We start from the raw sequence: 24,645 nt of genomic DNA, 5'->3' as shown, positions 1-24,645 counted from the left end.
ACGAGCTCCGCTTACTCCTTGATCACGTCCGCACCTTTGGGGATGTCGAACTTGAACCTGCTGTCCGGCACCGCCTGGTTGGCCTTGACGCCATTGAACAGGATGTTGGTGCGTTGGCCGACGCTGTCGACCAACTGCATGTCATTGATCAGGCCTTTGCGGAACGACACGCGCAGCGAGTCGAACAGGGTGTCCTTGGTCTTCGGCTTGAGGGTGAAGTCCATGACTTCGCCCTGCTCCTTGGAGGTGATATCGAAGCTCTGGCTGATCTTCGACACGTCACCGGACAGCAGCAGTGCCGGGGTCTGGTTCAGGCGCACGTCGAGCTTCTTGATGGTGGCCTGTTCCAGGTCCGGGTCCCACAGGGTCACCATCTTGCCATCAGACACCACCACCTGCTCCTGCGGCGCATCGGTGTGCCAGTAGAACAGGCCCGGGCGCTTGACTGTCATCTGGCCAGCGGTTTCCTGCAGGCTGGCGCCGTCGGCACCCAAGGTCAATTGAGAGAAATTGGCCTCGATGGTCTGCGACTTTTCCAGCAGCTGGGTCAGGCGTTGTACATCTTGCTCACCGGCAAAAGCCGAAACGCTGCCCAGAGCAAGGGCAGAAACCAACAGCATGCGAATCGCGCGCATGGTAATCCTCATTGAGCATTGAAAAGACCGGGCGCCACCGTTGGCGCCCGGCAAGGTGTTCATCAGTCGCGCGGGCCGCCCGGGGCAATCACTTCCCGCGAGCCGTTGCTGTTCATCGGGGTGACCACGCCAGCCATTTCCATGGCTTCGATCATGCGGGCGGCGCGGTTGTAGCCGATCTTCAGCTTGCGCTGCACGGCCGAGATCGACGCACGGCGGCTTTCCAGCACGAACTGCACGGCCTCATCATACAGGGCGTCGCTTTCCGAATCTTCGCCATCCCCACCGCCACCGCCGCCTTCGAAGCCGCTGCCGGCCTCTTCCACGCCGTTGAGGATGTCGTCGTTGTAGTCCGGCGCGCCGCGCAGCTTCCACGCTTCCACCACGCGGTGCACTTCGTCGTCGGAGACGAACGCACCGTGCACCCGGATCGGCAGGCTGGTACCCGGCGGCATGTACAGCATGTCACCGTGGCCCAGCAGCTGCTCGGCACCACCTTGGTCGATGATGGTGCGCGAGTCGATCTTGCTCGATACCTGGAACGCCATGCGGGTCGGGATGTTGGCCTTGATCAGGCCGGTGATCACGTCCACCGACGGGCGCTGGGTGGCAAGAATCAGGTGGATACCGGCCGCCCGCGCCTTCTGGGCGATACGGGCGATCAGCTCTTCGACCTTCTTGCCGACGATCATCATCATGTCGGCGAATTCGTCGACCACCACCACGATGGTCGGCAGGGTTTTCAGCGCAGGCGGCTCGTCGTCCATGCTCTCGCGGCGGTACAGCGGGTCATGGATGATCTCGCCGGCCTCCTGGGCATCCTTGATCTTGCGGTTGAAGCCGCCAAGGTTACGCACGCCCATGGCCGCCATCAGCTTGTAGCGGCGCTCCATCTCGGCCACGCTCCAGCGCAGGGCGTTAGCAGCATCCTTCATGTCGGTGACCACTGGGCACAGCAAATGCGGGATGCCTTCGTAGATCGACAGTTCGAGCATTTTCGGGTCAATCATGATCAACCGCGCGTCTTCCGGGCCGGATTTGAACAGGATCGACAGGATCATCGCGTTCACACCCACCGACTTACCGGAGCCGGTGGTACCGGCCACCAGCAGGTGTGGCATCTTGGCCAGGTCGGTGATCACCGGCTTGCCGCCGATGTCGTGGCCCAGGGCCAGGGTGACCGGGGACTTCTGCTCCTCGAACTGCGGCGTGGCCAGCACTTCGGAAAACCGCACCATCTGCCGGTTTTCGTTGGGGATCTCGATACCCACGGTGGTCTTGCCAGGGATGACCTCGACCACCCGCACGCTGGTCACGGCCAGCGAGCGCGCCAGGTCCTTGGCCAGGTTGGCGATACGGCTGACCTTGACGCCAGCGGCCGGCTGGATTTCGTAACGGGTAATCACCGGGCCTGGGTGGATCGAGTCCACCGAGACTTCAACGCCGAATTCCTTGAGTTTGATTTCCAGCAACTGGCCGACACTGGCCAGGGACTCTGGCGAGTACTCGATCTTTTTCTGCTCGGCCGGGTCGAGGATGGAAATCGACGGCAGGGTGCCTTCGACGGCGCTGTCGACGAACAGCGGCGCCTGCTTCTCCTTCATCACCCGCTTGCTCGGCTCCGGCGCCCTGGCCGCTGCCGGAGGCACGATCGTCGGGGCTGCAGGCTGCTCGCGGGGCAGCACGGTTTCACGCGGTACAACCGGCTCGCGCGGCACAACGGGCTCACGGGCCAAGGTCGGTTCGCGTGGCGCGGCAGGTTGAGCAGGCGCTTCTTCGCGCTTGAAAAGACGCTCGCGCAACGCCGGCTTGGCAGGCTCGCGCTTGTCGGCGGCCATCGGCGGCGCCTTGAACACCGGCTCGTCCTCACGCAGCTGGGCCTCCAGGCGTTTACGCTCATTACGCGCTTCCCACCAGCGGTTGGCGGCACCCTGCACCAACTCGAACAGGTCAAGGGTGATCTTGCCGGTCAGGTCCATCACCTTGAACCACGACAAATCGGTGAACACGGTCAGGCCGAACAGGAACAGGGCTATGAACATCAGCGTGCTGCCCTGCACGTTCAGCAGGTTGCGCGCCAGCTCGCCCAGGCTTTCGCCCAGCGCGCCGCCCGCGGAAAACGGCATGCTCGCCGGCGGATGGAAGTGGATATGTGCCAGCGCTGCGCCGGATAGCACCAGGAACACCAGGCCGATCAGCCGCCAGGAGAACAGCCAGCCGCTCCAGTCCCAGGGCTGATGGCGCTCACGGAAGATCTGCCAGGTCTTGACCCCCAGCAACAGCGGGAAGATGTAGGCAAAGTAACCCAGCACCATGAACAGGATGTCGGCGAAGTAGGCGCCGGCGCGCCCGGCGGCGTTCTGCACCTGCTCGACGTTGCTGGTGTGGCTGAAGCCCGGGTCGGAAGTGTCGTAGGTCAGCAGCGCCATCCACAGGTACAGGCACAAGGCGCCGATCGCGATCAACGCACCTTCCTTAAGGCGATAATGCAGCTGCTGCCGCCACAGGGGCACAGGCAAAGGAGCTGGGGTTGCGGTGGATTTCTTCAAAACGCGTCTATTCCTGCGCGTGGTGCGCGTCCAATAGTGATCGGCCGGCTGTGCGGCCAATGAACCACTACTTTTAACATTACTGCCCGCCAGCCGCCATGGCGGCACGCCGCATGGGGGTTTGCCCGGGGGCGACTTTCACATGGCTGCAATTTGAGCATGCATTTTCTTTTGTGACAAAGGGTTATGCTGTGTTTTTGCACAGGTGTGACCGCAAATATAGCGGATGGTGCCTGCGGCTTGATAAATGTGCAGGAAATTGCCTGATTTCCTGGCCTGTGCCGGCCTCTTCGCGGGCTCGCCCGCTCCCACAGGCCTGCGCAAGCCTGAAGACCGTGGGGTTTCTGTGGGAGCGGGCGTGCCCGCGAAGCAGCCAAAGAGATTGACCCTGCTTTTCACCCGCGCCATGCTGCCCTCTCCCCTCCCCCACCGCACGATAGACCATGCTCACCTGGCTGACCCGCGACTCGCTGACCTTCCCACCCCTGGAAAAGGCCCTGCACGACCCCAACGGCCTGCTGGCCGCTGGCGGCGACCTGAGCCCCGAGCGCCTGGTGCAGGCCTACCGCCATGGCTGTTTCCCGTGGTACCAGGACGGCCAGCCCATTCTGTGGTGGTCACCCGACCCGCGCACGGTGCTGCTGCCCGACCAACTGCACGTTTCGCGCTCGCTGGCCAAGCTGATGCGCCAGGGCCGCTACCAGGTCAGCTTCGACACCGACTTTGCTGCCGTCATTGCGGCCTGCGCCGCACCCCGCGACTACGCCGACGGCACCTGGATCACCGATACCATGCGCAACGCCTACTGCGAACTGCACCGCCGTGGCATCGCGCATTCGGTGGAGGTACGCCAGGACGGCGAGCTGGTCGGCGGCCTGTACGGCCTGGCCATGGGCCAGCTGTTCTTCGGCGAATCAATGTTCAGCCGCGCCGACAACGCCTCCAAGGTTGGCTTCGTGACCCTGGTCAACCACCTGCGCGAAGCCGGCTTCGTGCTGATCGACTGCCAGATGCCCACCAACCACCTGCACAGCCTGGGCGCCCATGCCATCAGCCGCGCCGAGTTCGCCGGCTACCTGGCACGCCACCTCGACCAGCCCAACAGCGCAACGTGGGTTGCCTAGGCGAGTTGCCATAGCTGGCTTACACTTAAAACAAAGTCTCACCGAAGGGGTTGATCATGACAGAGTTGGCGCGGTTGAAGTTTTATGCCACTCAGCCCCACTCCTGCAGCTACCTGCCTGACGAGCAGGCGACCACACTGTTCCTCGACCCCAGCCAGCCGATGGACGTAAAGGTGTACGCCGACCTGTCGGAAATGGGCTTTCGGCGCAGTGGCGACCACCTGTACCGCCCCCACTGCCAGAACTGCAACGCCTGCGTGCCGGCGCGCATCCCGGCGGCGCGCTTTATTCCCAACCGCCAGCAACGGCGCATTCTCAAGCGCAATGCCGACCTGACCGTGAGCGCGGCGCGCCCCACGTTCAAGGAGGAGTACTTCGAGCTGTACCGGCGCTATATCGAAACGCGCCACGCCGACGGTGACATGTACCCGCCCAGCCGTGATCAGTTTTCCACCTTTCTGGTACGCGACCTGCCGTTCTGCTGGTTCTACGAGTTCCGCCTGGAAGGCCGGTTGATGGCGGTGGCCGTGTGCGACCTGCTGCCCAACGGCCTGTCGGCGGTGTACACCTTCTACGAGCCGGACGAGGAGCGACGCAGCCTTGGCCGCTTCGCCATCCTCTGGCAGATCACCGAAGCCGTGCGCCAGGACCTGGAGGCGGTTTACCTGGGCTACTGGATCAAGAACTGCAAGAAAATGAACTACAAGACGCAGTATCGGCCTATCGAGCTGCTGATAAACCAGCGCTGGGTCACCCTTAACTGAAAGCATTGGCTTGACACGCAGATTTCCGGCATAATCGGCGCCACTTTTTTGCCCGGTGCGGATATGCGTCGGGCTAACACTGGATCCGAGGGCTCAACTGCATGTCGAAAGAAGACAGCTTCGAAATGGAAGGTACTGTCGTCGACACCCTGCCCAACACCATGTTCCGCGTGGAGTTGGAAAACGGGCACGTCGTAACCGCGCACATCTCCGGAAAGATGCGCAAAAACTACATCCGTATTCTCACTGGCGACAAGGTCCGCGTCGAGCTGACGCCCTACGACCTGAGCAAGGGCCGCATCACCTACCGTGCGCGCTAAGCTCCAGCCATGAAAAAGCCCGGCCATGTGCCGGGCTTTTTTGTGCCTGTGAAATTGTACGGTTGCAACCCTCTCTGTGGGAACGGGCTTGCCCCGCGAAGCAGGCCCCGCGGCGCATGGCACCGGCTTCGCCGGTGTTCGCGGGGCAAGCCCGCTCCCACAGGGCCTCGCTTGTCAGGCAACCTCAGCCGTGGTCTCGAAGTCGAACACCAGTTCGCCATCGCGCAGGTCGATGTGCACCACACCGCCATGCTCGGCCAGTTCGCCAAACAGGATCTCCTCGGCCAACGGCCGTTTGATCTTGTCCTGGATCAGCCGCGCCATCGGCCGCGCGCCCATCTGCACATCGTAGCCCGACGCCGCCAGCCAGCCGCGGGCGTCATCACTGACTTCCAGCAGCACACGCTTGTCTTCCAGCTGCGCCTGCAGTTCGATAAGGAACTTGTCGACGATGCTCTTGATCGTCTCGTGGCTCAGGCGGCCGAACTGGATGATGGTGTCCAGGCGGTTGCGGAACTCTGGCGTGAAGCTCTTGCGGATGACTTCCATGGCATCGGACGCATGGTCCTGATGGGTGAAGCCGATCGAGGCCCGTGCCGCGGTTTCCGCGCCAGCGTTGGTGGTCATGATCAAAATCACGTTACGGAAGTCGGCCTTGCGCCCGTTGTTGTCGGTCAGGGTACCGTGGTCCATCACCTGCAGCAGCAGGTTGAAGACTTCCGGGTGGGCCTTCTCGATTTCATCGAGCAGCAAGACGCAGTGCGGTTGCTTGGTGATCGCCTCGGTCAACAAGCCACCCTGGTCAAAGCCAACGTAACCAGGAGGCGCACCGATCAGGCGGGACACCGTGTGGCGCTCCATGTACTCGGACATGTCGAAACGCACCAGCTCCACACCCAGCGCCTTGGCCAGCTGCCGGGCCGCTTCGGTCTTGCCGACGCCGGTTGGGCCGGCGAACAGGAACGAACCGACAGGCTTGTCTGGCGCCTTGAGGCCGGCACGGGACAGCTTGATGGCAGTCGACAGCGAATCGATCGCCTGGTCCTGGCCAAACACGGTCAGTTTCAGGTCACGCTCGAGATTACGCAGCAGCTCTTTGTCGGAACTGCTGACATGCTTCGGCGGAATGCGCGCAATCTTGGCAACGATGTCCTCGACCTGCGGCACGTCGATGCGTTTGACGCGGTTGGCTTCCGGCTGCAGGCGCTGGTAGGCACCCGCTTCGTCGATCACGTCGATGGCCTTGTCCGGCATGTGCCGGTCATTGATGTAGCGCGAGGCCAGTTCGGCGGCGGCGCGCAGGGCTTCGTCGCTGTACTCGATGTTGTGGTGGCTCTCGAAGCGCCCTTTAAGGCCGCGCAGAATGCCCACGGTGTCTTCGACCGACGGCTCGCTGACATCCACCTTCTGGAAGCGCCGTGCCAAGGCACGATCCTTCTCGAAGATGCCGCGAAACTCCTGGAAGGTGGTGGAGCCAATGCAACGGATCTCACCCGACGACAGCAACGGTTTGAGCAGGTTGGAGGCATCCATCACCCCGCCCGACGCCGCACCGGCACCGATGATGGTGTGGATTTCGTCGATGAACAGGATCGCCTGCGGGCGCTTGCGCAGCTCGCCGAGCAGCGCCTTGAAGCGTTTCTCGAAGTCACCGCGGTACTTGGTACCGGCCAGCAGTGCGCCAAGGTCGAGGGAGTACACCACGCTCTGCGCCAGCAGGTCGGGCACCTGGCCATCGACAATGCGCTTGGCCAGGCCTTCGGCGATGGCGGTTTTGCCCACGCCCGCCTCACCCACCAGCAGCGGGTTGTTCTTGCGCCGGCGGGCAAGGATTTGCGCCACGCGCTCAACTTCCTGCTCGCGACCTACCAGCGGGTCTATACGGCCGGCACGGGCCAGCTCGTTCAGGTTGCTGGCATAAGCGTCCAGCGGGTTGCTCGACGAGGACGTTTCGCCGCCCTCTTCGTCCTGCATTTCCTGATCGCTGTCAGCGTGCGAACCATGGCCAGGCACCTTGGAGATGCCATGGGCGATGTAGTTCACAACGTCGATGCGGGCCACGCTCTGTTGCTTGAGCAGGAATACGGCCTGGCTTTCCTGTTCGCTGAAGATCGCCACCAGCACGTTGGCGCCGGTCACTTCGCGCTTGCCAGAGCTTTGCACGTGGAACACGGCACGCTGCAGCACGCGCTGGAAGCCCAGGGTCGGCTGGGTTTCACGGTCTTCATCGTTGACAGGGATCAACGGGGTGGTGGAATCGATGAACTCTTGCAGGTCGTGCTTGAGCTTGTCGAGATTGGCGCCACAGGCGCGCAGAACGGTCGCGGCAGCCTCATTGTCAAGGAGTGCCAGCAGCAGATGTTCGACGGTCATGAACTCATGACGTTTCGAACGGGCCTCCTTGAAGGCCAGATTGAGGGTGACTTCGAGCTCGCGGTTTAACATAGCTTCACCTCATACCCAAGTGGTCGGCGATTAACCGTCCTTCTCGATTTCACAGAGTAGCGGATGCTGGCTTTCCCTGGCGTATTGGTTGACCTGCATAGCCTTTGTTTCGGCGATGTCACGGGTAAACAATCCGCACACTGCCCGCCCTTCTGTATGGACGGTCAGCATGATCTTGGTCGCCAGCTCGCGGTTCAGACTGAAGAACGTCTCGAGCACTTCGACGACGAAATCCATTGGCGTGTAGTCATCGTTGAACAAAACCACCTTGTACATCGGTGGCGCCTGCAGGATCGGCTTGGCTTCCTGGACTGCAAGACCCGAGCCGTCGTCCTCATTCGTTTGCGGGCGATCCTGATTGAATGTTAGTCGAATCTCACTAGGTGCATGCATGGAAAGAATTTCATCATGAGCGTCAGGTTAAGGTTGTGGGTTGACGGCACAGGCCACGGCCGGCGCAGGCGCCGGGCGACCTTGACTATCGGCAAAACGGTGTTACAACCAATAAGAACCCACCGTGGTCGATAAAGATCCGCGCAGTCAACCAGATTTTTCGCAAGGTTCGTATGCGGATGAAGTGGATGATACTCCAGTGATGGAGTCCTTTGCAGAGGGACATAGGGATGGCAAGCGGTAAAGTCAAGTGGTTCAACAATGCCAAGGGCTATGGGTTCATCAATGAAGAAGGTAAATCCGATGACCTGTTCGCCCATTATTCGGCCATCCGAATGGACGGATACAAGACCCTCAAGGCAGGCCAGTGCGTAGTGTTCGACATCGTACAGGGCCCCAAAGGTCTGCACGCCGTCGACATCAAAGACGCTGCGGTGGCCGCGGCAGAGGGTGCCAGAACCCTGGGCGAGCCGCAGAGCGAAACTGCCAAAGCCTGACTGCCTGCGCTGTGCCGGTATACGAAACAACCGGCCGCTTCTTTACCTGGAAGCGGCCGGTTTTGCATTGCCTACATATGCTTGATCATTTCATCGCCAAAGCCTGAACTGCTCACCAGCGTGGCGCCGTCCATCAGGCGCTCAAAGTCGTAGGTCACGGTCTTGGCACCGATCGCACCGTTGGTGCCTTTGATGATCAGGTCGGCCGCCTCGGCCCAGCCCATGTGCCGCAGCATCATCTCTGCCGAGAGAATCACCGAGCCAGGGTTCACCTTGTCCTGCCCGGCATACTTGGGCGCGGTGCCGTGGGTAGCCTCGAACATGGCCACGGTGTCGGACAGGTTGGCCCCCGGCGCGATGCCGATACCGCCCACTTCCGCCGCCAGGGCGTCGGACAGGTAGTCACCGTTGAGGTTGAGGGTGGCGATCACGTCGTACTCGGCCGGGCGCAGCAGGATCTGCTGCAGCATGGCGTCGGCGATGGCGTCCTTGACGATGACCTCGCGGCCGGTCTTGGGGTTCTTGAACTTCATCCAAGGGCCGCCATCGAGCAATTCGGCACCAAACTCGTCCCTGGCCACCTCGTAGCCCCAGTCCTTGAAGGCCCCCTCGGTGAACTTCATGATGTTGCCCTTGTGCACCAGGGTCAGCGATTCGCGGTCGTTGTCCACCACGTACTGCAGGGCCTTGCGCACCAGGCGCTTGGTGCCCTCGCGGGATACCGGCTTGACGCCGATGCCGCAGTCCTGGTCGAAGCGGATCTTGGTGACGCCCATTTCCTCCTTGAGGAACTTGATCACCTTGTTCGCCTCAGGCGAACCGGCCTTCCACTCGATACCGGCATAGATGTCCTCGGAGTTTTCCCGGAAGATCACCATGTCGACATCACCGGGCTTTTTCACCGGGCTCGGCACACCCTGGAACCACAGTACCGGGCGCAGGCACACGTACAAGTCCAGTTGCTGGCGCAGGGCCACGTTGAGCGAACGGATGCCACCCCCCACCGGGGTGGTCAGGGGGCCCTTGATCGACACCACGTAATCACGCACGGCGTCGAGGGTTTCCTGCGGCAACCAGGTGTCCTGGTCGTACACCTGGGTGGCTTTTTCGCCAGCATACACCTCCATCCAGGCGATCTTGCGCTTGCCGCCGTAGGCCTTCTGCACGGCGGCATCGACCACTTTGATCATGACCGGCGAGACGTCCACGCCAATCCCGTCGCCTTCGATATAAGGAATGATGGGGTTGTCAGGAACGTTGAGCGAATGGTCTGCATTGACGGTGATCTTGGTACCGTCGGTCGGAACCTTGATTTTCTGGTATCCCATGCTTGCACTACTCCGCTGTCGGGTGTGATTGGACATCGTGCGATCCACTGAGCCTAAACCACATCTGCCGACCTGCAAGGCATGCGACAACCCGCCACATTGCCGCTACGTCTTTGGTCTTATAAATGGGCCGATATCACTTGGCCTTGCTGATTAGCCCGAATGGTTTGGTATACTCCGCCGCGACCGAAGGGTCATCGGGGCGAATCCCAGGAAAATGCGGACCGCCCTTGGCCATGAATGGCCGAAAAGCCTGGGTTGTTACCGCAGCTCAGCATTGACGCTCGACTGATGCATCCACCATCACCGCTCGCAGCCTCTCGACTTTCCGCTCATGGCGCTGCCAGGGCGATGCGCCTACCCTGCGCACCACGAGACTCGAGCACGCTCAGCACACAGAGAGTTAACCCGCATGCCCACCCGTTCCAAGATCATCTATACCTTCACCGACGAAGCCCCCGCCCTCGCCACCTACTCGCTGCTGCCGATCGTCGAAGCCTTCACCGCTTCGGCTGACATCGCCGTCGAAACTCGCGACATCTCCCTGGCCGGCCGTATCCTTGCCGCCTTCCCGGAGCAACTGGGCGCAGAGAAGCAAGTAGGCGATCACCTGGCGGAACTGGGCCAGCTGGCTACCACCCCTGAAGCCAACATCATCAAGCTGCCAAACATCAGCGCCTCGGTACCGCAGCTCAAGGCCGCGATCAAGGAACTGCAAGGCAAGGGCTTCAACATCCCTGACTACGCCGACGAGCCGGCCACCGCGGACGAGAAAGAGTCCCGTGCCCGCTACGACCGCATCAAGGGCTCCGCCGTGAACCCGGTGCTGCGCGAAGGCAACTCTGACCGCCGCGCGCCGCTGTCGGTGAAGAACTACGCCCGCAAGCACCCGCACAAGATGGGCGCCTGGGCCGCCGACTCCAAGTCGCACGTTGCCCACATGACCCAGGGCGACTTCTACGGCAGCGAAAAAGCCGCACTGATCGAAGCTGACGACAGCCTGCGCATCGAGCTGGTTGGCAAAGACGGCAGCACCACCGTCCTGAAAGAGAAAACCGCCGTCAAGGCCGCCGAAATCATCGACTGCGCCACCATGAGCCGCAAGGCCCTGAAAGCCTTCATCGCCGAGCAGATCGCTGATGCCAAGGCCGCCGGCGTGCTGCTGTCGGTGCACCTGAAAGCCACCATGATGAAGGTTTCCGACCCGATCATGTTCGGCGTCATCGTCGAAGAGTTCTACAACGACGTGCTGACCAAGCACGCCGCAGCCCTGGCCGAAGTAGGCTTCAACGCCAACAACGGTATCGGCGACCTGTACGCCCGCATCAAGGACCTGCCAGCCGACAAGCAGGCCGAGATCGAGGCTGACATCCAGGCCCTGTACGCCCAGCGCCCGGCCCTGGCCATGGTCAACTCCGACAAAGGCATCACCAACCTGCACGTGCCGAGCGACGTGATCGTCGACGCCTCGATGCCGGCCATGATCCGTGACTCGGGCAAGATGTGGAACACCGCCGGTGAACTGCAAGACGCCAAGGCCGTGATCCCGGACCGTTGCTACGCCGGTATCTACCAGGCCACCATCGAAGACTGCAAGCAGCACGGCGCCTTCGACCCGACCACCATGGGCAGCGTGCCGAACGTTGGCCTGATGGCGCAAAAAGCCGAAGAGTACGGTTCCCACGACAAGACCTTCCAGATCAAGGCCGACGGCGTCGTGCGCGTGGTCGATGGCAAAGGCAACGTTGTGCTGGAGCAGAACGTCGAAGCCGGTGACATCTTCCGCATGTGCCAGACCAAAGACGCGCCGATCCAGGACTGGGTCAAGCTGGCCGTCAACCGTGCCCGCCTGAGCAACACCCCTGCGGTGTTCTGGCTGGACCCGGCCCGCGCCCACGACGGCGTGATGATCGAGAAGGTGCAGCAATACCTGAAGGATCACGACACCACTGGCCTGGACATCCGTGTTCTGGCTCCGGTCGACGCCATCAAGTTCTCCCTGGCCCGCATCCGCGAAGGCAAGGACACCATTTCGGTGACCGGCAACGTGCTGCGCGACTACCTGACCGACCTGTTCCCGATCATGGAACTGGGCACCAGCGCCAAGATGCTGTCGATCGTGCCGCTGATGAACGGTGGTGGCCTGTTCGAGACCGGCGCCGGCGGTTCGGCGCCCAAGCACGTGCAGCAGCTGGTTGAAGAGAACTTCCTGCGTTGGGACTCGCTGGGTGAATTCCTGGCCCTGGCCGCTTCCCTGGAGCACCTGGGCAACACCTACGACAACCCGCGCGCCAAGGTTCTGGCCAGCACCCTGGACCAGGCCACCGGCAAGTTCCTCGACACCAACAAGTCGCCTTCGCGCAAAGTTGGCGGTATCGACAACCGCGGCAGCCACTTCTACCTGACCCTGTACTGGGCTGAAGCCCTGGCCGCTCAAACCGACGACGCTGCGCTGCAAGCGCGCTTCGCACCGCTGGCAAAAACCCTGGCCGAGAACGAAGCGACCATCGTCGCCGAGCTCAACGCCGTTCAGGGCAAGCCGGCCGATATCGGTGGCTACTATGCCCCTGATGCCGAGCTGACCGCCAAGGTGATGCGCCCAAGCCAGACCCTGAACAGCGCCATTGCTGCCCTGTAAGGTTCGCTTGAAGTAACAGCAAAAACCCCGGCCACGCACCGGGGTTTTTGCGTTCTGGACATTGGGGCTGCTTTGCGGGCCATCGCCGGCAAAGCGGTCCCGACCCTCTGAAAGGACACCGCAAATGACCTGGCAACCCCACATCACCGTCGCCACCATCGTCGAGCACGAGGGCAAGTTCCTCTTCGTCGAAGAATTCAAAGCCGGCCTGCACGTCTTCAATCAGCCCGCCGGCCACCTGGAGCCCAACGAAACCTTGCCCCAGGCCGCGCTGCGCGAAACCCTGGAAGAAACCGCCTGGGAAGTCGAGCTCACCGGCGTGGTCGGTATCTATCTCTACACTGCCCCCAGCAACGGCGTGACCTACCAGCGCATCTGCTTTGCTGCCCGCCCGGTGTGCCATCACGCCGACCTGGCACTGGACAGCGACATCGTCCGCGCCGTGTGGCTGACCCGCGACGAGCTGCTGGCCGACCCGGCCCGCTGGCGCAGCGAGCTGGTGCCACGTTGCCTTGACGACTACCTCAAAGGCCCCTTGCACAGCCTTACCCTGCTACGCGACTGACGCGTCGCCACGGGTTTGATAGAATCGACGTTTTTCCCTTGATACACACCGGTAACCATGACCAGCCCAGCACTCAAAGACCCCGCCAAGACCCGCGTCATCGTCGGCATGTCCGGCGGCGTGGACTCTTCCGTCTCCGCCCTTCTGCTCATCGAGCAGGGCTACCAGGTGGAAGGGCTGTTCATGAAGAACTGGGAAGAAGACGACGGCACCGAATACTGCACCGCCCGTGAAGACCTGGCCGACGCCCAGGCCGTCTGCGACCGCATCGGCATCAAGCTGCACACCGCCAACTTCGCCGCCGAATACTGGGACAACGTGTTCGAGCACTTCCTTGAAGAATACAAGGCCGGCCGCACGCCCAACCCGGACATCCTCTGCAACCGCGAAATCAAGTTCAAGGCGTTCCTCGACTACGCCCTGTCACTGGGTGCCGACCTGATCGCCACCGGCCACTACGTGCGCCGTCGTGACACTGGCGCGCTCACCGAACTGCTCAAGGGGCTGGACCCGAACAAGGACCAGAGCTACTTCCTGCACGCCGTCGGCGGCAAGGAAATTGCCCGCACCCTGTTCCCGGTCGGTGAGCTGGAAAAACCGGCAGTGCGCGCCATCGCCGAGAAACACGGCCTGGCCACCGCCAAGAAAAAAGATTCCACCGGCATCTGCTTCATTGGCGAGCGCCGCTTCAGCGACTTCCTCAAGCAGTACCTGCCAGCCCAGCCGGGCAACATCGAAACCACCGAAGGTGAAGTGATCGGCCGCCACCATGGCCTGATGTACCACACCATCGGCCAGCGCCAGGGCCTTGGCATTGGCGGCCTGAAGGATGCCGGTGACGAGCCGTGGTACGTGCTGCACAAGGACCTGACCCGCAACGTGCTGGTGGTCGGCCAGGGTAACGAACACCCTTGGCTGTTCTCCCGCGCCCTGCTCGCCTCGGACATCTTCTGGGTCAACCCCATCGACCTCAGCAGCCCGCGCCAGCTCACCGCCAAGGTCCGCTACCGCCAGAGCGACCAGCAGTGCACCCTGGCGCTTACGGCCAGCGGCTACCGCGCTGTGTTCGACGAACCGCAACGCGCCGTTACCCCAGGCCAGTCGGTAGTGTTCTATGACGGTGAAGTATGCCTGGGCGGCGGCGTAATCGAAGCCGCCGAGCCCTGGAGCCCGCGCGCATGAGCAACCTGCAGGAGCAGCTGATTGCATTGGGCGGTGTGTTTCAGGCCGCCGTATTGGTAGACCGCATCGCCCGCACCGGCCAGGCCAGTGAGGCCAACATCGGCTGCATGCTCGGCAGCCTGCTGGTCCGCGACCCCAAGAACACCCTGGAGGTGTTCGGCGGTGACGACCTGAACCTGCGTGACGGCTACCGTGCGCTGGCCGGTGCCCTGGAGCGCGACCCCAGCAGCCTGCAGCGCGAGCCACTGCGCTATGCCCTGTCGATGCTGGGCCTGGAGCGCCAGCTGAACAAACGTGGCGACCTGCTCGACACCATTGGCAACCGCCTGCCACAAATCCAGTCCCAGGCTGACCATTTTGGCCTGGTTCACGAAAACGTCATTGCTTCCAGTGGAGCCTTGTACCAGGACACCCTGAGCACCCTGCGCCAGCGTATTCAGGTGCATGGCGACATGCGCTTCCTGCAGCAGGCCAGCAACGCCTCGAAAATCCGCGCCCTGCTGCTGGCCGGTATCCGCGCCGCACGCCTGTGGCGCCAGCTGGGCGGTCACCGCTGGCAGCTGGTGTTCAGCCGGCGCAAGCTGCTGAACGAACTGTACGACATGATGCGCAGCGCCAGCTGAGGGGCTGCGCTGATCCTTGTGGGAGCGGGCTTGCCCGCGAAGCAGGCGACTCGGTGGATGGCACCGGCTTCGCCGGTGTTCGCGGGCAAGCCCGCTCCCACAGGGTTTGCCACCAGCATCAAATAGGCCCGACCTTTGGTCAGCCACCCGACCTCGGCGTATTTTTCATGTATGATATGCGCCCTCCAAAAGCCTGACTGTCCGAGAACACCCCATGCAGCTCTCTTCGCTCACTGCGGTTTCCCCTGTAGACGGCCGTTATGCCGGCAAAACCCAGGCCTTGCGCCCCATTTTCAGCGAATTCGGCCTGATCCGTTTCCGCGCCCTGGTCGAAGTGCGCTGGCTGCAGCGCCTGGCCGCCCACCCGCAGATCGGCGAAGTGCCGGCGTTCACCGCCGAAGCCAATGCCCTGCTGGACAACCTGGCCACCGATTTCAAACTTGAGCACGCCGAGCGCGTCAAGGAAATCGAGCGCACCACCAACCACGACGTCAAGGCGATCGAATACCTCCTCAAGGAGCAGGCTGCCAAGCTGCCTGAGCTGGCCAAGGTCAGCGAGTTCATCCACTTCGCCTGCACCAGCGAAGACATCAACAACCTGTCCCACGCGCTGATGCTGCGCGCCGGCCGTGACGACGTGCTGCTGCCACTGATGCGCCAGATCGCCGACGCCATCCGCACCCTGGCCCACACACACGCCGCCGTGCCAATGCTGTCGCGCACCCACGGCCAGCCGGCTTCGCCGACTACCCTGGGTAAAGAGCTGGCCAACGTCGTGTATCGCCTGGAGCGCCAGATCGCCCAGGTCGCTGCCGTACCACTGCTGGGCAAGATCAACGGCGCCGTGGGCAACTACAACGCCCACCTGTCGGCCTACTCGCAGATCGACTGGGAAGAGAACGCCCGCGCCTTCATCGAAGACGAGCTGGGCCTGCAGTTCAACCCGTACACCACCCAGATCGAGCCGCACGACTACATCGCCGAGCTGTTCGACGCCATCGCCCGCTTCAACACCATCCTGATCGACTTCGACCGTGATGTGTGGGGCTACATCTCGCTGGGCTACTTCAAGCAGAAGACCGTTGCCGGCGAAATCGGCTCCTCGACCATGCCGCACAAGGTCAACCCGATCGACTTCGAAAACTCCGAAGGCAACCTGGGTATCGCCAATGCGTTGTTCCAGCACCTGGCCAGCAAGCTGCCGATCTCGCGCTGGCAGCGCGACCTGACCGACTCCACCGTGCTGCGCAACCTGGGCGTGGGCTTTGCCCACAGCGTCATTGCCTACGAAGCCAGCCTGAAAGGCATCGGCAAGCTGGAAGTCAACGAAGCCCGCATCGCCGCCGACCTGGACGCCTGCTGGGAAGTGCTGGCCGAGCCGATCCAGACCGTGATGCGCCGCTTCAACATCGAAAACCCCTACGAGAAGCTCAAAGAGCTGACCCGTGGCAAGGGCATCACCCCGGACGCGCTGCTCACCTTCATCGACGGCCTCGACATGCCAGCCGAAGCCAAGGCCGAGCTCAAGCAGCTGACCCCCGCTACCTACATCGGTAACGCGGCAGCCCAGGCCAAACGCATCTAAGCTGACCGTCGCATACAACGCCCGGCCTGGCCGGGCGTTTTTATTCCCGGACGAAAACTACGTTTTTTCAATAGGTTGAACATGAATCCTGATACTCCACTGCAGCTGCTCGGCGGCATCTCGGCCCGCGAATTCATGCGCGACTACTGGCAGAAGAAGCCCCTGCTGGTGCGCCAGGCCTTCCCGGACTTCATCAGCCCGATCGACCCCGACGAACTGGCTGGCCTGGCCCTGGAAGAGGAAGTCGAGTCGCGTATCGTGCTTGAACACGGTGCACACCCGTGGGAGCTGCGCCGCGGCCCGTTCAACGAAGACACCTTCGCCGAGCTGCCGGAAAAGGACTGGACCCTGCTGGTACAGGCCGTGGACCAGTTCGTCCCGGAAGTGGCCGAACTGCTGGAAAACTTCCGCTTCCTGCCCAGCTGGCGTATCGACGATGTGATGATCAGCTTCGCCGCCCCCGGTGGCAGCGTTGGCCCGCACTTCGACAATTACGACGTGTTCCTGCTGCAGGGCCACGGCCAGCGCAACTGGAAGATCGGCCAGATGTGCAGCAGCGACAGCCCGCTGCTGGAGCACGCCGACCTGCGTATCCTTGCCGACTTCGAGCAGAGCGGCGAATGGACCCTGGAACCAGGTGACATGCTCTACCTGCCGCCACGCCTGGCCCACTACGGTGTAGCCGTGGACGACTGCCTGACCTACTCGGTCGGCTTCCGCGCGCCAAGCGCCGCTGAAGTACTGACCCACTTCACCGATTTCCTGGGCCAGTTCCTGCCGGACGAAGAACGCTACAGTGACGCCGACGCCCAGCCGGTCAGCGACCCACACCAGATCCAGCACGACGCCCTCGACCGCCTCAAGGCCCTGCTCGACAAGCACATGGGCGACAAGGACCTGCTGCTGACCTGGTTCGGCCAGTTCATGACCGAGCCGCGTTACCCCGAACAGATCGTTGGCGAAGAGCTGAGCGAGCAGGAGCTGGTCGACGCCCTCGAGCAAGGCGCCATCCTGATCCGCAACCCGAGCGCCCGCATGGCCTGGTCAGAGTTCGAAGACGACTTGCTGCTGTTCGCCAGCGGCCGTAGCTGCCCACTGCCAGGCAAACTGCGCGAGCTGCTGAAGCTGGTGTGCGCGGCCGATGCCCTGCATGTCGACAACCTCGCCGAGTGGCTGCAGGATGAAGATGGCCTTATGCTTGTACAGCAGCTGGTCAAACAAGGAAGCCTGGGATTCGCCAATGAATAAGATCAGCGTTCGCCTTGCAGACTGGCACAAAGACAACGCCGACATCCGCCGTATCCGTGAAGCGGTGTTCGTCGCCGAGCAGCACATTCCACCAGAGCTGGAGTTCGATTCGGAAGATCAGGACGCCGTCCACTTCCTGGCCCAGGAAGGCGACTATCCGATTGGTACCGCGCGCCTGCTGGCTGACGGCACCATCGGTCGCATCTCCGTGCTCAAGGACTGGCGGGGCCTGAAGGTTGGCGATGCGTTGGTCAATGCGGTCATCGTCGAAGCACAGAACCGCGACCTGAAGCAGCAGACGCTCAGCGCCCAGGTGCACGCCACCCCGTTCTACGAGCGGCTGGGCTTTCGCGTGGTCAGCGAGGAATTCCTCGAAGCCGGCATCCCGCACGTGGACATGGTGCGCGACTCGCACGCCTGATCCATGACCAGCCCACAGGGGCCCCATACATCTGCAAATTGTGGGGGCCCTTGTGGCAGCGGGTTCAACCGGGAAAGGGCCGGAACAGGCTCAAGATACTTCCCCTCACAAAAACCTGTACATCCATCCAGATAAAACTTGCCTCCGCGCCCCCGCTTGCGCATCCTAGTACCCATCACCCCCGATGAAGCGTTCCCGGCCATGCGCCTGTTCCTCTGCGAAAAACCCTCACAGGCAAAAGACATCGCCAAAGTGCTTGGCGCCACTCGCAAGGGCGACGGCTGCTGGCAAGGTACCGATGTCTGCGTAACCTGGTGCATCGGCCATCTGCTGGAAACCGCCCCGCCCGACAGCTACGACGAACGCTACAAGCGCTGGAACCTGGCCGACCTGCCGATCATCCCGGACACGTGGAAGATGCTGGTCAAGCCCAAAACCGCCAGCCAGTTCAAGGCGGTGAAGCGCCTGCTCGGCGAAGCCCGGGAGCTGATAATTGCCACCGATGCCGACCGCGAAGGCGAAATGATCGCCCGCGAGCTGGTCGAGCATTGCCGCTACCGCGGCCCGGTGCAGCGCCTTTGGCTGTCGGCGCTGGATGACACCTCCATCCGCAAGGCCCTGGCGCGCCTGCTGCCAGGCCACGAAACGTTCAACCTGTACCACTCGGCGCTGGGCCGCTCCCGCGCCGACTGGCTCATCGGCATGAACATGAGCCGGCTGTTCACCCTGCTTGGCCGCCAATCCGGCTACCAGGGCGTGCTGCCGGTGGGGCGGGTGCAAACACCCACCTTGCGCCTGGTGGTCGACCGCGACCGCAGCATTGCCGACTTCGTGCCGGTGCCGTTCTGGGCCATCGACGTACAGCTTGAACACGCAGGCCAACGTTTCAACGCCCAATGGCGTGCACCCGAAGATGCCTGCGACGATCAGGGCCGCTGCCTGAACCAGGGTTTGGCGCAACAGGCTGCCACCGCCATCGGTAATGCCGGTACGGCCCGGGCCGTCAAGGTGACCACCGAGCGCATGCGTGAAGCCGCGCCCCTGCCCTTCGACCTCGGCACCCTGCAGGAGCTGTGCTCGAAAAAGTTCGGCCTGGGCGCCCAGGAAACCCTCGACATCGCTCAGGCCCTGTACGAGACCCACAAGCTGATCACCTACCCGCGCAGCGATTGCGGCTACCTGCCACAAAGCCAGCACGCCGAGGCCCCCGCCATCCTGGCTGCCCTGCAACGGGCCGATGCCAGCCTGGCGCCGCTACAGCCCTACCTGGAGCCCCAACGCCGCTCGCGGGCATGGAACGACGCCAAGGTCAGCGCCCACCACGGCATCATCCCCACCGCCGCCGCCAGCGACCCCTCACGCCTGCCGGCCAAGCACAAGGCGGTGTACACGCTTATCCGCGCCCGCTACCTGGCGCAGTTCCTGCCCAATCATGAGTACGACCGCACCCAGGCCGACTTCGACTGTGCCGGCCATGCCTTGCGCGCAGTGGGCAAGCAGATCGTCGAACCGGGTTGGCGCCGCGCCCTGCCCGAGGCGCTGACCCCGGCAAAAGGCCGCGAAGCACCGCCGGCCCAGGTGCTGCCCGTGCTGCGCGAAGGCCAGGACTGCACCGTGCAAGGCCTGCAACTGAAAGACCTGTGGACCCAGCCGCCCAAGCCGTTCACTGAAGGCGACCTGATCAAGGCCATGAAAAACGTGGCCAAGCTGGTGGACGACCCGCGCCTTAAGCAGAAGCTCAAGGAAACCACCGGCATCGGCACCGAGGCCACCCGCGCCAGCATCATCCAGGGCCTGCTCGACCGCGGCTACCTGGTGAAGAACGGCAAGGCGCTCGCGGCCACACCCGCGGCCTTCAGCCTGATTGATGCCGTACCCCGCGCCATCGCCGACCCTGGCACCACGGCGATCTGGGAGCAGGCGCTGGACATGGTGCAAAGCGGCGAGATGAGCCTGGAAGAATTCGTGGCCCGGCAGTCGGCGTGGATGGGCAAACTGGTGGAACGTTGCAGCGGCATGCGCATGACCATCAGCGGGCCGGCAGCCGGGGCAGCACCGCCCTGGAAGAAGAAGCGTCGCGGTGGCAGTGGAAAAAGCAAAGCGGCCGGAAGCAAGTCGGCAGCGGGCAAGCCGCGCCAGCCCCGGAAAAAGGCGACAACCTGAAACTTCTGCACTGGCTTGCCGGCGATAGGGCCTGCTCAGGCAGCACATTAATAACAGGCAAACGACTAAACCCTGCCTGACACATTGGCGCTATGAAATTTCCCTGCTAAGTTTTCATGAAAATAATCACAATAATTTTCACGAGGCTTCTGCATGTTCAAACAATCCGCCCAGCACGTCGCCAGCTACTACGCCCAGACCTACCCCGCCAACATCCCGCTGCGCCCTACCCTGCAAGGCCTCCACGACACTGATGTGCTGATCATCGGCGCCGGCTTCAGTGGCCTGCATACCGCCCTGCGCCTGACCCAGGCCGGCAAGCGCGTCACATTGCTGGAGGCCAGCCGCGTGGCCTGGGCTGCCTCCGGGCGCAATGGCGGCCAGGCGCTGCTGGGCTGGTCCTGCGACATGCCGCCACTGGAAAAAGCCCTGGGCCTGGAACGTACCCAGCGCCTGTGGGCGAGCATGTGCTGGGCCGCCGACGAACTGCGCGAGCTGCCCCAGCGCCATGGTTTCGATATCGACTACAGGCTGGGCAGCCTGTGGACCGCCGTGCTGCCGCGCCGGGTGAAAATGCTTGAAGAAGCCCTGCACGATGCCGAAAGCAAATGGGGCTACGACGCCCTGCGCCTGATCAGCCGCGACGAGCTGCCGCAATGGATCGACAGCCCGCGTTATCAGGCTGCGCTCTACGACGCCAAAGGCGCCCACCTCAACCCGCTGAAGCTGGCCCAAGGTCTGGCCAGCACCCTCGAAGCGGGTGGTGGGCACATCTACGAACAAAGCCGGGTACTCAGTTATCAAAAAGCCGGCAACGGCTATGTTGCCCGCACAGACAACGGCGAAGTGCGCTGCCAAGTGTTGGTGCTGGCCTGCAACGCCTACATCGACCGCCTCGACCCCGGCCTGTCGCGGCGCCTGTTGCCAGTCGGTTCCTACCAGGTCGCCACCGCACCACTGGACGCCGACTTCGCCCGCTCACTGCTGCCGCGCAACAGCTGCGTGATCGACAACCAGTTCGTACCCGACTACTTGCGCCTCACCCCGGACCACCGCCTGCTGTTCGGTGGCGGCTGCACTTACCTGGGCGGCATTCCCAAGGACGTCGCCAGCGCCACGCGCCCTTACCTGGAGCGGGTGTTCCCGCAACTGGCCGGGGTAGCCATTGACTATGCCTGGGGCGGCCATATCGATTGCAGCACCCGGCGCACCCCTGACGTCGGCCGCGAAGACCAGCGCTATTGGCTGCAGGGTTTCTCCGGCCACGGCATACTGCCTACCCTGGCCGCGGCGCGAGCGGTCAGCGATGCCATCCTCGGTGACGACGACCTGTTGGCGTTGTACCAAGGCATCGACAATGGCCGGTTCCCCGGCGGGGACCTGCTCGCAGCACCGCTGGAAGCCGCCGCCAAAGCCTGGTACAGACTGCGCGACACTGTCTGAAGACGACCGGCGCTTGCTGCGCCGGAATCTTTCCTATTCTCAATAGCTCCCTTCGGTTCCTGCAGACAGGAGACACGATCATGAGCCATGTAACCACGAAGGACGGCGTGCAGATTTTCTACAAGGACTGGGGCCCACGCGACGCCCCGGTCATTCACTTCCACCACGGCTGGCCGCTGAGCGCAGATGACTGGGATGCCCAGATGCTGTTCTTTCTCGCCCAGGGCTACCGCGTTGTAGCCCATGACCGGCGTGGTCATGGCCGTTCCAGCCAGGTATGGGACGGCCACGACATGGACCACTACGCCGATGATGTGGCAGCCGTGGTTGCCCACCTGGGTGTCCAGGGCGCCGTGCATGTCGGCCACTCCACCGGCGGTGGCGAGGTGGTGCGTTACATGGCCCGCTACCCTCAGGACAAGGTGGCCAAAGCGGTGCTGATCGCCGCCGTGCCGCCACTGATGGTGCAAACGCCCGACAACCCTGGCGGCCTGCCCAAGTCGGTGTTCGATGACTTCCAGGCCCAGGTCGCCAACAACCGTGCGCAGTTTTACCGGGATGTACCGGCCGGGCCGTTCTACGGCTACAACCGCCCCGGTGTCGAAGCCAGCGAGGGCATCATCGCCAACTGGTGGCGCCAGGGCATGATCGGCAGCGCCAAGGCCCATTACGATGGCATCGTGGCGTTTTCCCAGACCGATTTCACCGAAGACCTCAAAGGCATAAACCAGCCGGTACTGGTGATGCATGGGGACGATGACCAGATCGTGCCGTATGAAAACTCTGGGGTGCTTTCGGCGAAGCTGCTGCCCAATGGCACGTTGAAAACCTACGAAGGTTACCCGCATGGCATGCCGACTACCCATGCCGATGTGATCAATGCGGATTTGCTGGCGTTTATCCGTAGCTGATGTGATCACCTGTAACGGCCCTTTCGCGGGTAAACCCGCTCCCACAGGTACAGCGCTTCCACAGGTTCGACGCTGAACCTGTGGGAGCGGGTTTACCCGCGAAGAGGCCGCCACTGGCAACACACCCCTCCCAGGATTACCATGTCACCCTTCTAGCGCGGCCTTTTGCCGCACCTTGCCTCCCTGCCTGCCAAGACCCCCATGCCCTTCGAACTCACCGTAGAACCCTTAACCCTGCTGATTCTGGCCCTGGTCGCCTTCGTCGCCGGTTTCATCGATGCCATCGCCGGTGGCGGGGGCCTGCTCACCACCCCGGCCCTGCTCACCGCCGGCATGCCACCGCACCTGGTGCTGGGCACCAACAAACTCAGTTCCACCTTCGGTTCGGCCACCGCAGGTTTCACCTACTACAAGCGCAAACTGTTCCACCCGGCGCAGTGGCGCCCGGCGTTGTTCGCCACCTTGACCGGGGCGTTGCTCGGCGCGGTCATCGCCCACTACATGCCAGCCGAATGGCTGAACAAGATGCTGCCGGTAATCGTGTTCGCCTGTGGCATCTACCTGCTGTTCGGCGGCACACTCAAGGCCCCGCTGGATGCCGATGCACCCATCAAGAAGAAGTGGCAGGTACCGCAAGGCTTCACCCTGGGCTTCTACGACGGCGTCGCAGGGCCAGGCACCGGAGCGTTCTGGACGGTCAGCACCCTGCTGCTGTACCCCATCGACCTGGTCCGCGCCAGCGGGGTGGCGCGCAGCATGAACTTCGTCAGCAACATCGCGGCGCTGACGGTGTTCGTCATTTCCGGGCAGGTGGATTACATCGTCGGCCTGTGCATGGGCCTGTCGGTCATGGTGGGCGCCTTCTTCGGCGCACGCACGGCGATCAGCGGCGGCAGCAAATTCATCCGCCCGGTGTTCATCACCGTGGTGCTGGCACTGACTGTGCGCCTAGCGTGGCAGCACTGGTTCGGGCAAGCCTAAACGCCTGGCCACATACAGATCGATCAGGTACCGGGCAATGGACCGCCCGGCCGGCAGCGGCGGCAGGTCGTGGACGCTGAACCACTGGGCATCCTCGATCTCGTCCGGCTGCATGACTATCTCGCCCCCGGCATATTCGGCATGGAAACCCAGCATCATGGAATGCGGGAACGGCCAGCACTGGCTGCCGACGTACTGGATATTCTGCACGTCCACGGCCACTTCCTCGCGCACTTCGCGCACCAGGCAGTCTTCGGCCGACTCACCCGGCTCGGCAAAACCCGCCAGGGTGCTGTACACACCGGTGACGAAGCGCGGCGAGCGCGCCAGCAAGATTTCATCACCACGGGTCACCAGCACGATCATGCTCGGCGAAATACGCGGGTAGCTGCGCAGGTCGCACGGCTGGCAGTACATCGCCCGCTCCCAGTGAATTTGTGTCATCGCCTGGCCACAGCTGCCGCAGAAACGGTGCTCGCGGGCCCAGGTGCCGATCTGCGCGGCGTAACCCAGTACTTTGTAGGTGTCGAAGTCGCCTTCGAGCATGAACGCACGCAGCCCACGCCAGCTGCAGCCGGGCACATCGGTGGCGCTGCGCAGTTCCAGCAAAAATACCGGCTGGCCGTCAAAGTGGCCGATGCCATGCTCGCACAGCACATCGAGGTCCTGGCGCTTCAGCCAGTCGCGGGGGAACAGCGCGCCGTTGTCGTCCACCAGAAACCCTTCCGGGCTGCGGGCCACGGCCACACCCCCGGTGATCTGCGGGTCGAGTACTGCAGTAGTCCAGCGTGCTGACATGTCGGGAGATTCCTTGACTGCGCGTCCCCCGG

At 62.9% G+C, this 24,645-nt stretch carries 21 protein-coding genes; 15 read left to right on the top strand and 6 right to left on the bottom strand.

Translation table 11 applies throughout. The features are described 5' to 3' along the window. Positions 1 to 11: 11 nt before the first annotated feature. Positions 12 to 635 carry an outer membrane lipoprotein chaperone LolA gene (gene lolA / locus LU684_RS14455; protein WP_016488119.1) on the bottom strand — a complete coding sequence of 208 codons (624 nt, stop codon included), beginning with the start codon at positions 633 to 635 and terminating at the stop codon, positions 12 to 14. A gap of 62 nt (positions 636 to 697) precedes the next feature. Next, positions 698 to 3,244, bottom strand: a complete 2,547-nt coding sequence (locus LU684_RS14450; RefSeq protein WP_371918306.1) for a DNA translocase FtsK — start codon at positions 3,242 to 3,244, stop codon at positions 698 to 700. Positions 3,245 to 3,627: 383 nt separating this feature from the next. Here LU684_RS14450 and aat point away from each other — a divergent pair, with 383 nt between their 5' ends. The 3 genes from aat (at position 3,628) to infA (ending at position 5,392) form a co-directional block, all read left to right on the top strand. After that, positions 3,628 to 4,308 (top strand): leucyl/phenylalanyl-tRNA--protein transferase, encoded by a 681-nt coding sequence (gene aat / locus LU684_RS14445; protein WP_063422625.1) that lies wholly within the window; start codon positions 3,628 to 3,630, stop codon positions 4,306 to 4,308. A 56-nt stretch (positions 4,309 to 4,364) separates the two neighbouring features. Further along, positions 4,365 to 5,072: an arginyltransferase gene (locus tag LU684_RS14440; RefSeq protein ID WP_016488122.1), complete on the top strand. Its 708-nt coding sequence runs from the start codon at positions 4,365 to 4,367 to the stop codon at positions 5,070 to 5,072. A 101-nt stretch (positions 5,073 to 5,173) separates the two neighbouring features. After that, entirely contained in the window at positions 5,174 to 5,392 is a 219-nt protein-coding gene (gene infA / locus LU684_RS14435) for a translation initiation factor IF-1 (protein ID WP_002553999.1), read from the top strand. A 174-nt stretch (positions 5,393 to 5,566) separates the two neighbouring features. Here the strand turns inward: infA and clpA are convergent, their stop codons facing one another. Next, positions 5,567 to 7,837 carry an ATP-dependent Clp protease ATP-binding subunit ClpA gene (gene clpA / locus LU684_RS14430; protein ID WP_016488123.1) on the bottom strand — a complete coding sequence of 757 codons (2,271 nt, stop codon included), beginning with the start codon at positions 7,835 to 7,837 and terminating at the stop codon, positions 5,567 to 5,569. Positions 7,838 to 7,867: 30 nt separating this feature from the next. Beyond that, positions 7,868 to 8,230, bottom strand: a complete 363-nt coding sequence (gene clpS, locus LU684_RS14425) for an ATP-dependent Clp protease adapter ClpS (protein WP_016488124.1) — start codon at positions 8,228 to 8,230, stop codon at positions 7,868 to 7,870. Positions 8,231 to 8,460: 230 nt separating this feature from the next. Between clpS and cspD the strand changes: the two genes are divergently transcribed. Further along, on the top strand, positions 8,461 to 8,727 hold the full coding sequence (cspD, locus tag LU684_RS14420) for a cold shock domain-containing protein CspD (RefSeq protein ID WP_016488125.1): 267 nt from the start codon (positions 8,461 to 8,463) through the stop codon (positions 8,725 to 8,727). Positions 8,728 to 8,798: 71 nt separating this feature from the next. On the opposite strand, the gene icd is transcribed toward cspD, so the two are convergent. Continuing rightward, a complete protein-coding gene (gene icd / locus LU684_RS14415) occupies positions 8,799 to 10,055 on the bottom strand; it encodes an NADP-dependent isocitrate dehydrogenase (RefSeq protein WP_016488126.1) in 1,257 nt (418 codons plus the stop codon). A gap of 412 nt (positions 10,056 to 10,467) precedes the next feature. On the opposite strand from icd, the gene LU684_RS14410 reads away from it, so the two are divergent. The 11 genes from LU684_RS14410 to LU684_RS14360 all read left to right on the top strand — a co-directional run bounded on the left by LU684_RS14410 (position 10,468) and on the right by LU684_RS14360 (position 23,815). Further along, a complete protein-coding gene (locus LU684_RS14410; RefSeq protein ID WP_102667660.1) occupies positions 10,468 to 12,693 on the top strand; it encodes an NADP-dependent isocitrate dehydrogenase in 2,226 nt (741 codons plus the stop codon). Between the two features lie 124 nt (positions 12,694 to 12,817). Then, positions 12,818 to 13,258: an NUDIX hydrolase gene (locus LU684_RS14405; protein ID WP_095115618.1), complete on the top strand. Its 441-nt coding sequence runs from the start codon at positions 12,818 to 12,820 to the stop codon at positions 13,256 to 13,258. A gap of 57 nt (positions 13,259 to 13,315) precedes the next feature. Beyond that, positions 13,316 to 14,440, top strand: coding sequence for a tRNA 2-thiouridine(34) synthase MnmA (gene mnmA, locus LU684_RS14400; protein WP_060517040.1), 1,125 nt, complete (start codon positions 13,316 to 13,318; stop codon positions 14,438 to 14,440). Then, the gene (gene hflD, locus LU684_RS14395) at positions 14,437 to 15,063 is read left to right on the top strand and encodes a high frequency lysogenization protein HflD (protein WP_016488130.1); all 627 of its coding nucleotides are present in this window, start codon (positions 14,437 to 14,439) and stop codon (positions 15,061 to 15,063) included. Before mnmA ends, hflD begins: the two co-directional genes overlap by 4 nt. Positions 15,064 to 15,277: 214 nt before the next feature. Next, on the top strand, positions 15,278 to 16,648 hold the full coding sequence (gene purB, locus LU684_RS14390) for an adenylosuccinate lyase (protein ID WP_024717417.1): 1,371 nt from the start codon (positions 15,278 to 15,280) through the stop codon (positions 16,646 to 16,648). A gap of 81 nt (positions 16,649 to 16,729) precedes the next feature. Beyond that, positions 16,730 to 17,896 (top strand): ribosomal protein uL16 3-hydroxylase, encoded by a 1,167-nt coding sequence (locus tag LU684_RS14385; RefSeq protein ID WP_016488131.1) that lies wholly within the window; start codon positions 16,730 to 16,732, stop codon positions 17,894 to 17,896. Continuing rightward, positions 17,889 to 18,317 (top strand): GNAT family N-acetyltransferase, encoded by a 429-nt coding sequence (locus LU684_RS14380; protein WP_016488132.1) that lies wholly within the window; start codon positions 17,889 to 17,891, stop codon positions 18,315 to 18,317. Before LU684_RS14385 ends, LU684_RS14380 begins: the two co-directional genes overlap by 8 nt. 201 nt (positions 18,318 to 18,518) lie before the next feature. Next, positions 18,519 to 20,480, top strand: coding sequence for a DNA topoisomerase III (locus LU684_RS14375; protein WP_016488133.1), 1,962 nt, complete (start codon positions 18,519 to 18,521; stop codon positions 20,478 to 20,480). A 153-nt stretch (positions 20,481 to 20,633) separates the two neighbouring features. Continuing rightward, positions 20,634 to 21,923 carry an NAD(P)/FAD-dependent oxidoreductase gene (locus LU684_RS14370; RefSeq protein ID WP_016488134.1) on the top strand — a complete coding sequence of 430 codons (1,290 nt, stop codon included), beginning with the start codon at positions 20,634 to 20,636 and terminating at the stop codon, positions 21,921 to 21,923. A gap of 80 nt (positions 21,924 to 22,003) precedes the next feature. Beyond that, a complete protein-coding gene (locus tag LU684_RS14365) occupies positions 22,004 to 22,834 on the top strand; it encodes an alpha/beta fold hydrolase (protein ID WP_016488135.1) in 831 nt (276 codons plus the stop codon). 201 nt (positions 22,835 to 23,035) lie between these two features. Beyond that, complete coding sequence (locus tag LU684_RS14360; RefSeq protein WP_232894753.1) at positions 23,036 to 23,815, top strand: TSUP family transporter; 780 nt, start codon at positions 23,036 to 23,038, stop codon at positions 23,813 to 23,815. Here the strand turns inward: LU684_RS14360 and nudC are convergent. Next, the gene (gene nudC, locus LU684_RS14355) at positions 23,783 to 24,613 is read right to left on the bottom strand and encodes an NAD(+) diphosphatase (RefSeq protein WP_016488137.1); all 831 of its coding nucleotides are present in this window, start codon (positions 24,611 to 24,613) and stop codon (positions 23,783 to 23,785) included. The two genes, LU684_RS14360 and nudC, sit on opposite strands and share 33 nt — an antisense overlap. Between the last annotated feature and the right edge of the window lie 32 nt (positions 24,614 to 24,645).

The sequence above is a fragment of the Pseudomonas sp. NMI542_15 genome (assembly GCF_021283425.1).
Taxonomy (GTDB): Bacteria; Pseudomonadota; Gammaproteobacteria; order Pseudomonadales; family Pseudomonadaceae; genus Aquipseudomonas; species Aquipseudomonas fortuita.
The sequence above is the reverse complement of the archived record's forward strand: the minus strand, read 5'-3'. Positions and strand labels throughout refer to the sequence as shown.